Source organism: Aquamicrobium lusatiense, from assembly GCF_014201615.1.
GTDB classification, from domain to species: domain Bacteria; phylum Pseudomonadota; class Alphaproteobacteria; order Rhizobiales; family Rhizobiaceae; genus Mesorhizobium; species Mesorhizobium lusatiense.
Genome location: NZ_JACHEU010000002.1, coordinates 110,849 through 125,318, shown reverse-complemented (window position 1 = coordinate 125,318; position 14,470 = coordinate 110,849). Strand labels below are relative to the sequence as shown.

The 14,470-nt window shown below is 62.9% G+C and carries 13 protein-coding genes; 6 read left to right on the top strand and 7 right to left on the bottom strand.

Translation table 11 applies throughout. The features are described from left to right. Window positions 1-32: 32 nt before the first annotated feature. From HNR59_RS14605 to HNR59_RS14585, 5 genes are all read left to right on the top strand, one after another. Window positions 33-1,076: an isopenicillin N synthase family dioxygenase gene (locus tag HNR59_RS14605; RefSeq protein WP_183831758.1), complete on the top strand. Its 1,044-nt coding sequence runs from the start codon at window positions 33-35 to the stop codon at window positions 1,074-1,076. Between the two features lie 181 nt (window positions 1,077-1,257). After that, on the top strand, window positions 1,258-2,265 hold the full coding sequence (locus tag HNR59_RS14600) for an isopenicillin N synthase family dioxygenase (RefSeq protein WP_183831757.1): 1,008 nt from the start codon (window positions 1,258-1,260) through the stop codon (window positions 2,263-2,265). A 240-nt stretch (window positions 2,266-2,505) separates the two neighbouring features. Continuing rightward, window positions 2,506-3,330, top strand: a complete 825-nt coding sequence (locus HNR59_RS14595; protein WP_183831756.1) for a hypothetical protein — start codon at window positions 2,506-2,508, stop codon at window positions 3,328-3,330. 11 nt (window positions 3,331-3,341) lie between these two features. Continuing rightward, on the top strand, window positions 3,342-4,766 hold the full coding sequence (locus HNR59_RS14590) for an aspartate ammonia-lyase (RefSeq protein ID WP_183831755.1): 1,425 nt from the start codon (window positions 3,342-3,344) through the stop codon (window positions 4,764-4,766). Next, window positions 4,763-5,344 (top strand): HutD family protein, encoded by a 582-nt coding sequence (locus tag HNR59_RS14585; protein WP_183831754.1) that lies wholly within the window; start codon window positions 4,763-4,765, stop codon window positions 5,342-5,344. Before HNR59_RS14590 ends, HNR59_RS14585 begins: the two co-directional genes overlap by 4 nt. 164 nt (window positions 5,345-5,508) lie before the next feature. Here HNR59_RS14585 and HNR59_RS14580 read toward each other — a convergent pair whose 3' ends face one another. From HNR59_RS14580 to HNR59_RS14550, 7 genes are all read right to left on the bottom strand, one after another. Next, the gene (locus HNR59_RS14580) at window positions 5,509-6,681 is read right to left on the bottom strand and encodes a LysR substrate-binding domain-containing protein (protein WP_183831753.1); all 1,173 of its coding nucleotides are present in this window, start codon (window positions 6,679-6,681) and stop codon (window positions 5,509-5,511) included. A gap of 134 nt (window positions 6,682-6,815) precedes the next feature. Next, on the bottom strand, window positions 6,816-7,760 hold the full coding sequence (locus tag HNR59_RS14575) for a LysR family transcriptional regulator (protein ID WP_183831752.1): 945 nt from the start codon (window positions 7,758-7,760) through the stop codon (window positions 6,816-6,818). 228 nt (window positions 7,761-7,988) lie between these two features. After that, window positions 7,989-9,146, bottom strand: coding sequence for an acetylornithine deacetylase (argE, locus tag HNR59_RS14570; RefSeq protein WP_183831751.1), 1,158 nt, complete (start codon window positions 9,144-9,146; stop codon window positions 7,989-7,991). Between the two features lie 94 nt (window positions 9,147-9,240). Further along, window positions 9,241-9,918 carry a DUF1028 domain-containing protein gene (locus HNR59_RS14565; protein ID WP_183831750.1) on the bottom strand — a complete coding sequence of 226 codons (678 nt, stop codon included), beginning with the start codon at window positions 9,916-9,918 and terminating at the stop codon, window positions 9,241-9,243. A 12-nt stretch (window positions 9,919-9,930) separates the two neighbouring features. Continuing rightward, window positions 9,931-10,350 (bottom strand): RidA family protein, encoded by a 420-nt coding sequence (locus tag HNR59_RS14560; protein ID WP_183831749.1) that lies wholly within the window; start codon window positions 10,348-10,350, stop codon window positions 9,931-9,933. Window positions 10,351-10,446: 96 nt separating this feature from the next. Next, on the bottom strand, window positions 10,447-11,979 hold the full coding sequence (locus HNR59_RS14555; protein WP_183831748.1) for a 4-hydroxyphenylacetate 3-hydroxylase family protein: 1,533 nt from the start codon (window positions 11,977-11,979) through the stop codon (window positions 10,447-10,449). 191 nt (window positions 11,980-12,170) lie between these two features. Then, entirely contained in the window at window positions 12,171-13,307 is a 1,137-nt protein-coding gene (locus HNR59_RS14550) for a branched-chain amino acid ABC transporter substrate-binding protein (protein ID WP_183831747.1), read from the bottom strand. 242 nt (window positions 13,308-13,549) lie between these two features. On the opposite strand from HNR59_RS14550, the gene HNR59_RS14545 reads away from it, so the two are divergent. Further along, the gene (locus HNR59_RS14545; protein WP_183831746.1) at window positions 13,550-14,467 is read left to right on the top strand and encodes a branched-chain amino acid ABC transporter permease; all 918 of its coding nucleotides are present in this window, start codon (window positions 13,550-13,552) and stop codon (window positions 14,465-14,467) included. The last annotated feature ends 3 nt before the right edge of the window (window positions 14,468-14,470 follow it).

Below are 14,470 nucleotides of genomic sequence, written 5' to 3'. Positions count from 1 at the left end.
TACACCATCGAATTCATGCCAAGGAGACGAGAATGACCGTTCACACCACCGTTCCAAACCTTCCGGTCGTCGACATCGGGCGCTTTCATGAGGGGCCGGAAGAGCGGGCGAAGTTCATCGACGAGCTGCGCGATATCCTGCATGACCACGGCTTCTTCTATCTCACCGGACATGGCGTCGATCCGGACCTGATTTCCGAGGTGGTCGCCACGGCCAAGAAGTTCTTCGCGCTGCCGCTGGATGAGAAGCTGAAGATCGAGATGATCCGGTCGCCGCATTTCCGCGGCTACAACCGCGCCGGCAGCGAGCATACGCGCGGCGAGAAGGACTGGCGCGAGCAGCTCGACATCAACACCGAGGGCGAGGCTGTGGCCAACGTGCCGGAGGACCAGCCATGGCTGCATCTGCGCGGCCCCAACCAGTGGCCGGACCAGGCGCTGCCCGAACTGAAGCCGCTTCTTCTCGCCTATCAGGCGGAGGTCACGCGCATCGGCATCGACGTGCTCAAGGCCATCGCGGTGACGCTCGGCCAGCCGGAGGACGTGTTTGCGCCGATCTACGAGCCGTCGCCGTCGCAGCTTCTGAAGATCATCCGCTATCCCGGCCGGGATGCGGCCGACAGCGATCAGGGCGTCGGCGCGCACAAGGATGGCGGCTTCGTCACCGTTCTGCTGCAGGATACGGTTCCGGGCCTGCGGGTGCGCACCGAGGAAGGCGAGTGGATCGAGGCGCCGCCTGTGCCGGGCACCTTCGTCATCAATACGGGCGAACTGCTGGAACTGGCGACCAACGGCTTCGTGCGCGCCGACGTGCATGACGTGGTGGTGCCGCCGGCCGGCGTGGAGCGCTTCTCGGTCGCCTTCTTCCTCGGCGCGCGCTACGACGCCACCATTCCCGTCATTGATCTCCCCGAAGAACTGCAACGCAAGGAGCGCGGCATCAGCGTCGATCCGCTGAACCCGATCTTCCGCGAGGTTGGCATCAACCACCTGAAAAGCCGCCTGCGCTCCCATCCGGATGTGGCTGAGGCGCATCATGCGCCGCTGGTGGAAAAGCTGTTCGGCAAGGCAGGCTGATCGGCACGGCAAGAAAACGGCTTCCACGACAGGGGCTGCGATTAGCAGCTCTTGTCATTGGAGGAGACGATAGGGGGATGGCTGTTCTTTTCCCGGTTCCGGCCGTCCCCGATGATACCAAAATCCAAGGCTCGCGGCGCGACGCCTGTTTCATCGACAACATTGCGGAAGGAGGCATAAATTGGCCCGTCTTTTCCCCATCCTCGATCTTTCCCTCTTCGAATCCGGCCCGGCGGACCGCACGGCCTTCCTGAGGGATCTGCGCTATGCTGCCCGCGATGTCGGCTTCTTCTATCTCGATGGCCACGGCATAACGCTGGATGAGATCGACCGGCTGTTCGAGCTGTCGCGGCGTTTTTTCGATCTGCCGGAACAGGACAAGCTCGGTATCGAGATGGTGAACTCGTCACAGTTCCGCGGCTATACGCGCGTTGCCGGCGAGCGCACCCGCGGGCAGGCCGACTGGCGCGAGCAGCTGGATTTCGGCATCGAACGCGAGCCGGTGAAGCAGAATGGCGGCCAGCCGGCCTGGACGCGGCTGCACGGGCCGAACCAGTGGCCGCAGGCGCTGCCCGAACTGCGGCCGGCCATTCTCGAATGGCAGTCGAAGGTGGCCGAGGTGGCGATCCGCCTGCTCAAGGCCTTTGCCGTTTCCCTGGAACAGCCGCAAGACGTTTTCGAGCCGATCTATGGCGAGGGTGCCAACCACCGCATGAAGATCGTGCGCTATCCGGGGCGCGAGCAGACCGGAGACGATCAGGGCGTGGGCGCGCACAAGGACGGCGGCTTCCTCACGCTGCTGCTGCAGGACAATGTCGGAGGGCTGCAGGTCGAGTATGACGGCAAATGGGTTGAGGTCGAGCCCGTTCCGGGAACGCTGGTGGTCAATATAGGCGAGCTTCTGGAACTGGCCTCCAACGGCTATCTGCGCGCGACGCTGCACCGCGTGGTAACGCCGCCGCGCGGCGCGGAGCGCTATTCGGTGCCGTTCTTCTTCGGCGCCAGGCTCGACGCCACCATTCCCCTTCTCGACCTTCCCGAGGATCTGGCCGCCGAAGCGAAAGGGCCTGCCAGCGATCCCGAAAATCCGCTGTTTCGCGATGTCGGGGTGAATGTGCTGAAAAGCCGGCTGCGCTCACATCCCGATGTCGCCCGGCGGCATTATTCCGATCTTCTGAAAGCTTCCTGAAGCAAAGGGCAAATCAGCGCTTCTCTCCGCGCGGCCATCGGAAGCGGTGCGCCTTTAACCTCCGATGCCCGGCAGGCCGTTTCAGTTCGAGCCGCGACTGATCCGGCTATGATGGGAAATGGTTGGGAGTTTTACCCGGCAATGCCTCGGAATTTCCGATCCATTGCCCCCAAACATACGATTTTTTCTCTTTCGTTGGCGGACCTAATCTGAAGCAGTCCAGTTACAGGCTGCTGACCGATGATGTCGCCGGTTGTTTCCACCTTCGCCTCGCGCAAAGCGGGTGCTCTGCCCGAAATCGTCACGGAAAGCCTCGCCGGCGATCATCCGCTTCGGGGGTCCGTTCTCATTCTCGGCAATTTCGATGGCCTGCATGTGGGACATCAGCAACTCGTCCACATGGCGCATGGCCTCGCCGGAAAACATCCGGTTTCGGTCATGTCCTGCGAACCCCATCCGCGCAGCTTCTTTGCGACGCAGGATGAGCCCTTCCGGCTGGCGACACCGTCCGCCAAGCGATTGCTGATGGCGCCATATGGGGTGGATTTCATCTACTCGCCCCGTTTCAACCGGTCGTTCGCCGGCATGTCGCCTGCCGAATTCGTGGATGATATTCTCGTGGAGGCTCTGGGCGTGCGGCACGTGATTGCCGGCCCCGATTTCCGGTTCGGCAACAAGCGATCCGGGGACATGCGCATGCTGTCGGAGTTGGGCGCGTTGCGCGGGTTCGGTGTCAGCATCGCGCCGGAGGTCGCACATGCCGGCATCCGGGTCTCTTCCACCCTCATTCGCACGGCGATCCGTTCAGGCGACCTGCGGGGCGCCGCGCGGTTTCTGGGAGGGGGATGGCTGGTCGAAACGAGGCGTCGCGCCGACGGCAGCCTTGAGATGCATCCCGATCTTTGCAAACCCAGAGCCGGTCGATATGCGGGATTTCCGGAGAGGGCCGGGTACCAGCCGGACAGGATTCGCATTGACATAACGCCGGAGGGCGGCTTCATCCCCCTCAGCCCATACCCTCTCCAAAGTGCGCCCGAGATGTGGCGTCTTGAAACACAGGACTGATCAGCCCCGCCATGACAATGCATTCCAGTGCCGAATTGCGGACCGAGAGAGACATGCTCGGCGCCCGCACCCTTCCTGCCGAGTCGCTGTTTGGAATTCATACGCAACGTGCGGTCGAGAATTTCCCGATATCCGGCATCCGCGTCGGTGATTTTCCGGATCTGGTGCGCGCTCTTGCCATGGTGAAGCTGGCTGCTGCGCGGGCCAATCATGATCTCGGTGTTCTGGAAGCTGACAAACTCGATGCGATTGAAGGGGCCTGCCGGCTGCTGATCGGCGGGCAGCATCACGACGCATTCGTCGTCGACATGATCCAGGGTGGGGCGGGCACGTCCACCAACATGAATGCCAATGAGGTGATTGCCAATCTTGGGCTGGACAGGCTGGGCCGCGCCCGTGGCGACTACGCTGCCCTGCATCCGAACGATCATGTGAATAGGTCGCAGTCCACCAATGACGTCTATCCGACAGCGCTGCGCCTTGCCCTCATACTTGCCGCCAATCCGCTGAAGAGCGAGCTTGACCGCCTTATTTCGGCATTGCGTGACAGGGCAACTGCGTTTTCCACTGTGCTCAAGCTTGGCCGCACGCAGCTTCAGGATGCGGTGCCGATGTCGCTGGGCGCGGAATTTTCCGCCTTCGCGACCGGACTTGAGCAGGAAGCGCGGCAGGTGTCGGCAGCGCTTGAAGAGCTGCATGTCGTCAATCTGGGCGGTACGGCGATCGGTACCGGCATCAACACGCCGGCCGGATATTCTCCGGCGGCAATCAGCCATCTTGCAGCGATTTCCGGCTTGCCGGTCACGGCTGCGGCAGATTTCATCGATGCATCGTCCGACATGGGGGCGCTTGTTTCCCTTTCGGGCGCGCTGCGCCGTCTTGCGGTCAGGCTGTCGAAGATGTGCAACGATCTGCGCCTGCTGTCGAGCGGGCCGCGCGCGGGCATTGGCGAGATCGAACTGCCGGCGGTGCAGGCGGGGTCCTCGATCATGCCGGGCAAGGTCAATCCGGTGATCCCGGAGGTGGTGAGCCAGATCGCCTACAGGGTCATCGGCCATGACGTCACGGTCAGCTTCGCGGCCGAGGCCGGTCAGTTGCAGCTCAACGCAATGGAGCCGGTGATCGGCCACAGCCTGCTGGACGCGCTGAAGCTGCTCGCCGCCGGCATGCGTACGCTGACCGATCAGTGCGTGAGCGGGATCAAGGCGCGGCCCGAGCGATGCCGCGCGCTGCTCGACGCCAGCACGGCGATGTGCACGCCCATGGTGCCGGTCATCGGTTATGAACGGGCGGCGGAGCTGGCCGGCGCGACGCTGGCGCAGGGACGCGCTCTGGCGGATCTGGCGGTGGAAGCCGGCTATCTGTCGGTGGAGGACTTCAGCGCGCTCGAAAGGGCAGCCTGTGCCTTGCCGGATGCGGGAAAGGCAAGCCTGTGAGCATTCGCCACCTGCCCGCCAGCGATTACGTGACGCTGCCCTGGAAGAACGGAACCGGATCGACCGATGAAGTGTGCCTGCTTCCCGAAGAGGCGACACGCGACGCGTTCGAGGTGAGGGTCAGCCGGGCGACCATTGCAGAACCCGGGCTGTTTTCCGCGTTTGCGGGGGTGGAGCGCACCATCACCCTGATCGAGGGAGCTGCGCTGTCGCTCGATTTCGGCACGCACAGGGCGGAGCTGGCGCCCCTGCAGCCCTACACTTTCGATTCCGGCCTCACGCCGCACGGGAATCCGACATCCGGCCCGGTGCGGGTTCTCAACGTCATGGCTGCTCGGAATGCGTGGAAGCTGGGGCCGGCGCGCATCCTGACGCGGGGCGAGCATATCGAGACCGCGCAGGAGGAGATGATCGTTCTGTTCGCGGTCAGGGGTGGATGCGAGATCGCGGGATCGTCACAAACGGTCTCTTTGCAAGAAGGCGATAGCGCGCTTCTCGACGAACATGCTTTCGTCGGTCTTTTAGCGGACGCGGCCGTTCTGGCCGTTCCCCTGAAACGCGGACAGGTTCGTGATTGAGGTCAGAGCATCGGGCCGAAAAGTGGACTCCGGTTTTCGGTGATTTCAATGCTTTATTTATCGTTTAGACCGCCTGCATCCGAATGGACGCAGGCGGTCTAAAGGGCATCAATCCAAAGGTCGGGTCTGAAGCGGACCACGAATTTCATTCGGCCCCGGCGCCCTCAGGCGACCGAGGCTTTTTTCATGAAAACCTCGCGGCAACAGTCGATGAAGCGGCGGGCAGGTGCCGACAGCGTTTCCTGCCTGCGATGGGCGATCACGATGGAACTCGGCGCGTTCTGGCCCACCAGCGGCCTGACCACCAGTTTCAGCCCGTCATAGGTCATGTCGGAAGCTGGCTTGGTCACCAGCAGCGCGTAGCCGAGCCCATGCCCGACCATGCCCCGCACCATTTCAAACGAGGCCGAGCGATGGGCGATCAGCGGATTGACGCCGGCCGCGCGCATGATCCCGGCGAAGTAATCGGCGCTCGGTGGCGCGTCGAGCAGCACCATCGGTTCCTCGGCCAGTTCCGTGGGTTCGATTTCCGATTGCGCCGCCAGACGGTGTCCGTCGGGAAGCAGCACATAGGGATGCAGCTCGTCCACCGGGATCTTCACGAGATCGTCGTCCAGATCCATGTCGTAGAGCAGGGCGATCTCGCTCTCGCCGGCCCGCAGGCTTTCGCTGAGGCGGCGCTGGTCGCCCTCGATCAGGCGGATGCCGATACCCTCCATCTTCTCGATCAGCCGCGGCATGATGAAGGGACCGAATGTGTGAAAGCATCCGACGGAGAGCTTTGCCCCGGCGTTCATGCGGGCGGCCGCGAGGGATCTTGCACCGTCGATGCGCGTGGAAGCTCCATAGGCGCGGTTGGCGTAGATCAGCGGCGAACCCGAGCGGGCAATATGCAGGTCACGCACCTCGCATAGGAAAATGTAGTGGGTTCCGACTTTTTCCGAAGAGATCAGCCGACAGTCGAAGGCAACGAGCGGATCGGCAATGCGCGGAGCGCCCGAGGGCATGTTCACCCACTCGGTGCATTCGAACTTGTCGCTGACTTCGTCCCGGAAACGGCCGGCGAATGTGTCCGAGATATAGGACTGGTCGTCCCTGAGGACGTTGACGCACAACACGCCGTTCTCGACGATCTTTGCCGCTGCTGGGCTCAGGTGATGCACGCATACGAGCAAGGTCGGCCAGTCGCTGTCGGCGGATACCGAGGCCATGGCCGAGACGGTAACGCCTGCGCGCCCGACCGCCCCGTCGGTGGTGACGATGTTCACCGTGCAGGCCGCATGGCTCATGCCCTCAAGGAACTTGTTGCGGATGGCCTGTTCAATCTTCGCGTCCAACCCGGCACTCCGTATTTCCAACTGGTTGAATATCCGCCCGGCGGCGGTACTGCTCCAGTATTGTTCCAGTGCGGGGCCAAACACGAAAGAAGGCTTTTCTGGTGTTCTGCCTTTGAAAAAGCGAGGAAGCTCGTTCAGGTGGCAGATTGTGGTGCCGGAATGGGCACCATGCCGGGCAGGGTGCCGCCGTGAATGAGTTCCCGGCAAAACTCCTCGAAGGCTTCCGCAACCCGCGACCGCTTGAGTTCCTTCAGGCTGGCGAGGCCCAGTTTCATCGGCGGGCAATCATCGTCAAGCTCGACATAGGCCAGCGGGCAGCCGTTCTCCGCGCTCATGTTGCGGGGGCGCACCGTCATCATCGAAAAGCCTATTCCCGCCCCGACATAGGAACGCAGGGCAGCCGGCAGGCTGGTTTCGGTGACGATCCTGGGCGCGACGCCGGCGCGTTCGAACAGGGACAGGAAATATTGCCGCGTGAGGGGAAGATCGAGCAGGATGAAAGGCTCGTCCGCCAGTTCCGTCAGCCGCAATCTGGGGCGCGTGGCAAAAGGATGATCCGCCGCCAGCAGCACATAGGTCGGAAGCTCGGCCAATGGCACGAAATCCATGTCGGCGGTCACGCTGAATTCGTAGGTCATCGCCACGTCGATCCGCGCGGTTCTGAGGCCGTCGAGCAACTCGGCCTCGCTGCCTTCGGTGACGTGCATGCGCACGTCCGGATATCTGGCGATGAAGCTCTGCCAGAGCTCCGGTATGATCAGCGGCGTGAAGGTTCGGAAGGAGCCGACATTGATCGGACCCGTGACCGCGCTCATCGTCGCGTTGACGACTTCGTAGAGCCCGTTCGTCGTGCGCAATGCGTTCTTGGCGGCGACAAGCAGCCTTTGTCCGGCAGGCGTCAGCGAAAGGCCCTGTGCATGATGGCGCACGAAGAGCTGCACGCCAAACTCGACTTCCAGATGCGAGATCGCCGCCGAAATCGACGGCTGGGAGATGTTGACCTGTTCGGCTGCGCGCGTGACGCTGCCGGTTTCTCCGGCGGCGACGAAATAGCTCAACTGTCGAAGCGTGAAGCGCATGCTTTTCCCATATGGAGCCGCCGCCCTGGCCAGCACGATTCCGGCGTCAGGTGGCGGGGTGATGATCCAATATTTTGGCTGGCATCCGATAATCCCCTGCATCCATGCAAAAGTCCACCTCCGTGGAAGTGGCCATCATGTTCAAGCCGGGTGGCGGCACACTTGCTGGCGATGTCGAAGCGGAAAGTCCGCAGAACCGTTCATTGCGAAGGATGTCTCCGGTGGGTTTCAAAGTCCGGTTTCCAGCTCGTCAACCAGCCTGCCCAGCAGGGCGTCACAGGCGGCGAGCTGATCCAGTTCGATGAATTCGTCGGGCTTGTGGCCCTGATCCATATGGCCGGGCCCGCAGATCGCCGCCGGAATGCCGAGACGATTGTGGAACAGGCCCGCTTCCGTGCCGAACGCGACCTTGCAGGTGTCTTGATCATGCCCGGCGATGCGGCGCAGCAGCGTAACGATTGCCGAGCCATTGGCCGTGTCGAGGCCCGGATAGGCGTTCACTTCGTCGATGGAGATCGCCGCCTGTGGAAAGGACGGCCTCAGGGGGGCGACGATCCCTTCCGCGCCGTCGCGGATGCCGTCGAGGATCGCCTGCGGATCGTCGCCCGCCAGATTGCGGATCTCGAAATCGATCCGGCAGTGGTCGGGAACGATGTTCAGAACCTGCCCGCCGCTCATCACGCCGGCATGAATGGTGCTGTAGGGGATGTCGTAAGCCGCATCGCGCGCGCCGGTTCGTGCGAGGCGGTCCTGTTCCCGGCGCAGCACGTCCAGAAAATCCGCCCCGATGTGCAGCGCGTTCAGCGCGGTGGGCGCAAGCGCGGAATGGGCGGCATGCCCTGTGCAACAGGCCCGCAAGGCCAGCTTGCCCTTGTGGCCGGTGGCAATGCGCAACCCGGTCGGCTCGCCGACAAGGCAAAGGGCAGGGCGCGGGCTTGCTGTTTCCAGATGATCCAGCAGCCCCCGAACGCCGACGCAGCCAATTTCCTCATCGTAGGAAAAAGCAAGATGAAGCGGCGTTTGCAGATTTCTGCCGGCTGCATCCAGCGCCGTGGCCAGCGCCGAAGCCACGAAGCCCTTCATGTCGGTCGTGCCGCGCCCGTAGGCCCGCCCGTCGGCAATGGAGAGGCGGAACGGATCGCGCGTCCATGCCTGTCCCTCGACGGGCACCACATCGGTGTGGCCTGACAGGATGACGCCGCCACGGTCGCGGGGACCTATGGTGGCGAACAGGTTGGCGCGGGTGCCGTCCGTACTCGTGACCAGTTGCGAAGCGATACCCGCGCCATCCAGAAGGCTGCGCACATAGTCGATGAGGGCAAGGTTCGACTGGCGGCTGACGGTCGGAAAGGCAATCAGCCTGTCGAGAATGTCCAGAGTACGCATCTTGCCGTGTCCGGTAAAGACGGTGCCGCATGCTGAAATGCGGCACCTGCTTCAGTCAGGGAGTTGCACAGCCTGCTGTGCGGTGTGCCGGGCCTCAGAGGTCGCCCGGCACGCCATAGCTCGGTGCGACGGAGGGGTTGAGGGCGCGCGAGACATAGGCTTCCATTTCGCCCTTCCAGCGCTCCCACAATTCGGAAAGCTCGCCGATCGGGTCATGATCGGCCCAGTCGACGCGCAGGTCCGCGATCGCCCATGCTTCCTTGCGGACGAGGAGCATGCCGACGGAATGCACGGGACCTTCTTCGCCGCCTGCTTCTTCTGCCGCACGCATCGCGGCCAGCAGGCGATCGCCGATTCCCTGTCCGGCACTGTCGGAAAAGGCCGCCACCATGGCATCAGGCACGCCCGGATCGGACAGGAGGTTGCCTGCCGCGATGACGCCCGGTGCGGTCGCCACCCGATGGGTCCCGAGCGTGCGCTCGCCGGAAAACGACGCGGTGCTGCCCTGCGCGTCCACCAGCGCAAGCTGGCGATAGTCCAGATGCGGGGCATCGCGCTTCAGCGCTTCCAGCGCATCCGTTGCCGAAAGACCGGAAGCCATGAGGTCCAGCCCTTTCGGCCCCAGCCGCGGGTCGGTGATGTTCTGCGTCGCCACCGTTCCCACGCCGGCCCGGGCATGGGCGCAGCGCGCGGCCACGCAGGGAGAGGAGGAGGACACGGCGATGCCGAACATGCCGGTATCGGGACAGTGGGCGGAAATGGAAAAGGTCATTGCGGCATCCCCTTATGCGGCGTCGGGAATGACGGCGGTTACTTCGATCTCGACGACCCATTCCGGCCGCGCCAGAGCGGGAACCACAATGCCGGTGGAGCAGGGATGCACGCCCTTCATCCACTTGCCCATCTCCTGATAGACGGCCTCGCGGTAACGGATGTCGGTGACATAGACGACGATGCGGCAGATATGCGCCATCTCGCTGCCGGCTTCCTCAAGCAGCATCTTGATGTTTTCCATCGTCTTGGCCGTCTGCTTGCCGGCATCGCCGACATGGAGGCACTCGCGCGTATCCAGATCCTGCGAGACCTGACCGCGCAGAAAAACCATGGTGCCGCGGGCAACGACGCCCTGGCTCAGATCGTTGTCGAGGTTCTGCTCGGGATAGGTCTTCTTGGTGTTGAAGGGACGAAGCCGCTTGTGGATCATGTCGTGGTTTCCGTGTCGCTTGAGGCCCGGATGATCCGGGCGATGGGGCTGGGGTCAGGGGAGGACGGCATCCCTGCGGATGCCGTCCGGAGAGGATCATTCCGCGGCTGCGCGCTTTGCGTGGGTGCCGATGTCGGTCGAGAACCAGCTTGAAATCGCGCTGTCGCCGGCGGAGAGGGTGCGTCCGCCCATGACCCGGTCGGACAGGCCTGCGGCATCCTTGACGAAAGCCAGCGGACCATCCCAGTCGAAGTTCCGGTAGACGGCGGCGAGATGGGCGAAGGGCGGAGACTGCGCGAACAACTGGAAGGTGAGCCGGTGGCCGGCATAATCGGAGTTCAGAAGGTCGCGGGCGAAGGCAAGCAGCTTGCGCCGGTCGTCTGCCACCCATTCCTCATTGATGCTGTAATATTTCTCCAGCCATGGCTTGGTGTCGGGATGCTCGAAGGAGGCAGCATCCGGCGTGACGCAGATCTGGCCGCCGCAGAGCTCGCGGGCGATGTGCATCATTTCGTGCAGTTGCGAGCAGGCCAGCACGCGGCCCGTATAGAGCAGGGACTGGTTGGGCATCATCAGGCCGGCGGGCGAACGTTCGCCAAGCGCGATCGCTGCCGTCAGGTGGGCGTTGATCCCTTCACGGTAGACGGCAAGCTGGGCCAGCTTTTCCTGTACGGCCTGCTGCTTGTCGAGGCCGGTCTGACGCGCATTGAAGAGCGCCGCGCCGATCATCATGTCGGCTACCTTGAGGTTGCGCTGGACGAAGGCGAAGGCCGAATAGCGGTGCAGGGTGGCGCGTATGAATGTCGCCGCCTTGGTGTGGCGATAGAACAGCACGTTCTCCCACGGGATCAGCACGTTGTCGAAAATGACGATCGTGTCGACCTCATCGAACTTGTTGGCCAGCGGGTAGTCCTTTTCCGGAGCACGGCCGGCGAAGCCGGTGCGGCAGATGAACTTCAGGTTCTCGCTGCCGAGATCGCAGATGAAGCCCACGGCGTAGTCGCTGAGGGCATTGTTGCCCCAATTGGCAATCGTCGGCTTCGTGAAGGCCTGATTGGCATAGGCGGCCGCCGTCTCGTATTTCGCGCCGCGAACGATGATGCCCGCATCAGTTTCCTTCACCACATGCAGGAGCATGTCGGGGTCCTGATCCTGAGGCGCTTTCGAGCGGTCGCCCTTCGGGTCGGTGTTTGCCGAAACGTGGAAGGGGTCCTCCCGCAGGACGCGATGGATGTGGGTCTCGATATTCTTCGAGAACTGCGGGTCGACCTCGTTCAGCACGTCCTGACCGTCGAAGAGGGACCACATCTCGCCCACGGTTTCGTCGCCGACACGGGTGACGACGCCGCCGATCTCGTTGAGCATATGATCGGTGGCGCGGCGCTTGGCCCACCAGTCGTCCTGCGTGCGGGGCAGGGCGCTGCCGAGCGCGTTGCGCTCGCCGTCCTGTTCCTCCGTCATGATGTCGCGATGCGCTTCCTCGTGCTGCATGTCGAAGATGCGGGCGCGGATATCCACCAGCGGTTTGAACTGGGGATGGGTGGTGACGTCGTTGACGCGTTCGCCGTTGACCCAGATCCGCCGGCCGTCGCGGATCGAATCCCTGTATTCCTGACCTGTCCTGATCATCAGTTGTCCTTTGCATTGCTGGGAAGTCGTGGCTGGGAAGGCCCAAGGGGGCCTTCGTTCCCGGCCGCTTGCGGGGCGGGGTTCCAGACAGTGGTAACAAGCCGGCGCAGACACCGAAAATAAGGGTTTCCGCAGCCCTGCGGCAGTTTTTCCGATGCCGGAGAAGGCGCTCCGGCATCGGAAGGAGCGGGTTACTTCTTGTGGTCCGTCCAGGCGCCGTCGCGCACTTCCTTGATCTCGATCGAGACCTCTATCCGGGTCTGGCCGTTCTCATCGAAAGTGGTCGTGCCGAGCACGCCGTCATAGCTGATCGCCCGGATGGCCTCGGCCAGCGCCACCTTGTCGTCGATGCCTTTTTCCCGGATCACCGTCAGCAGTATGTTGGTCGCGTCATAGGCGTATTTGGTGTAGGGGCTCGTCGGCTCCGAAAACGCCCTTGCTGCGTAGTCGGCATTCATCTTTTCAAGCTTCGGATTTGACTGCGAGGCCGGATAGCTCACCATGGTGCCTTCCGCGGCCGGTCCGGCCAGGGCAATGAAGTCCGGATCGTAGAAGCCGGAAATGCCGATCATCGGTATGTTCAGCCCCACCTCGGCCATCTGCTTGCGCAGGATGCCCGCCTCGGCGATGACGCCGCCGAAATAGATCGCGTCGGGCGATGCATCGCGCAGCTTGGTCAGCGCCGTGCGGAAATCGACCGTTCCGACAGGGAAGAGCTCCTTGGCGACGATCTCGCCGCCGGCCTCGGTGAAGAAGCCGTCGAATGCCTGCGAGTTGGCGGTGCCGTAGTCGCTGGTGTCGGCAAAAATCGCTATTTTCTTTGCGCCGAGCCCGGTCGCTGCCCAGTCCGCCAGCGGATGGTTTTCGGCAACAAGGGTAGGCGTAACGCGCGTGATCTCGGGGAGATTCTGCTGGGTGATCTGCGGGCTGATGGCGCCCCAGACGATCATCGGCATCTGGGACCGGTGAAAGACCGGCATGGTGGCGAGCGCGACGGGGCTGTTCCAGTGACCAATGGCGGCCACGACATCGGGATCGTTGACCAGCTTGAGGGCGGCGCCGACACCCGTTTGCGGGTCCGAGGCATCGTCAAGCGCCACAGGCTCGACCTGATAGGGGTAATCGGCCGCGTTCGCCTGCTCTATCGCGAGCAGGAAGCCGTTGCGGGCGCCCAGACCCTGCTGGGCATTGCCGCCGCTGACGGGGCCGATGAAACCCAGCTTGATATGCGGCTTGTCCTGCGCGGCGGCAGGCATGATGGCCATGGCCGTCGACAGCATCATTAGTCCCGCCAGCACAGTGCGCCGGCGCATAAGTGATGTTCTCATTATTATTCTCCCGTTCGTTCCCTTGTTCCGGCCGTGCCGATCGCTCGGGCATCCGGGCCCGGAACATGTTCATGCGTCAGCCGATGATGCAGGCTGCGGGATCGCCCCTGCGATAGAAAGTCGTAATTTCCGATGGCCTGCTTCGGAAAACCCTAGTCAAAATCTCAGGCTTTTGCTTTGCGCTGGAACAGAAGGCGCTCATAAGCTGGACCATTAGCGCCACATGAAGAGGGAGGATCTTGATGGACGCTCTGCTTATGCAGCATTTGCTCAACTGGCTGGTGCTTGGCAGCATCTACACATTGATCGCGCTTGGCTTCAGCCTGCTTTTCGGCGTCCTGAATGTGATTCACTTTTCGCACGGCGACGTGGCGATGGTCGGTCCCTTCATCGCACTGGCCATTGTTCAGGCGGTTACGGCCATGGCCATGCCGCTCGGGGCGTCGGCAGCACTGCTGGTGGCGATATTGGCGGCCATGGCCGCCATTGGCTTGCTCGGCGTGTTGCTCGACTGGCTTGTGATCCGGCGCTTTCGCACCTCTCCGGCCATGATGGCGCTCGTCGCAACGGTCGCCCTCGGCACCGTCATCCGCGAAATGATCCGCACCCTCTACCCGCAAGGCTCCAATCCCAAGCCGTTTCCGGCAATCGCCACCGGCGTGATCCAGATCGGCGACGTGGTCATTCCCGTGTTCAGCCTGATCGTGATCGGCGTCAGCGTTGCCATGGTCGCGGCCCTGTTCGCGCTGATCAGCCACACGCCCGTCGGTGTGCGCATCCGTGCGGTCGCCGAAGATCTGAGCATTGCGCGCCTGATGGCTGTCCGGCCGGATCGCATTTTTGCCGTCACCTTCTTCATCGCCTCGGCGGTGGGTGCGATCGGTGCGGTGTTCTTCGTCAGCCATGCGGGCGTCGTCCGCTTCGATTTCGGCATCCAGCTCGGGCTGATCGGGTTTTCTGCGGCGGTGATCGGCGGCCTCGGTTCGATGAACGGAGCCATTCTGGGCAGTCTGCTGATCGCGGGCGTGGACGTTCTGGTTCAGGTGCTGGTTCCCGATGGCGCGTCCTACAGGCTGGTTTTCATCTTCATGCTGACCATCCTCGTCCTGGTGTTCAAACCATCGGGAATGCTCGGCAAACCCGTTTTCGAGAAGGTGTGATCC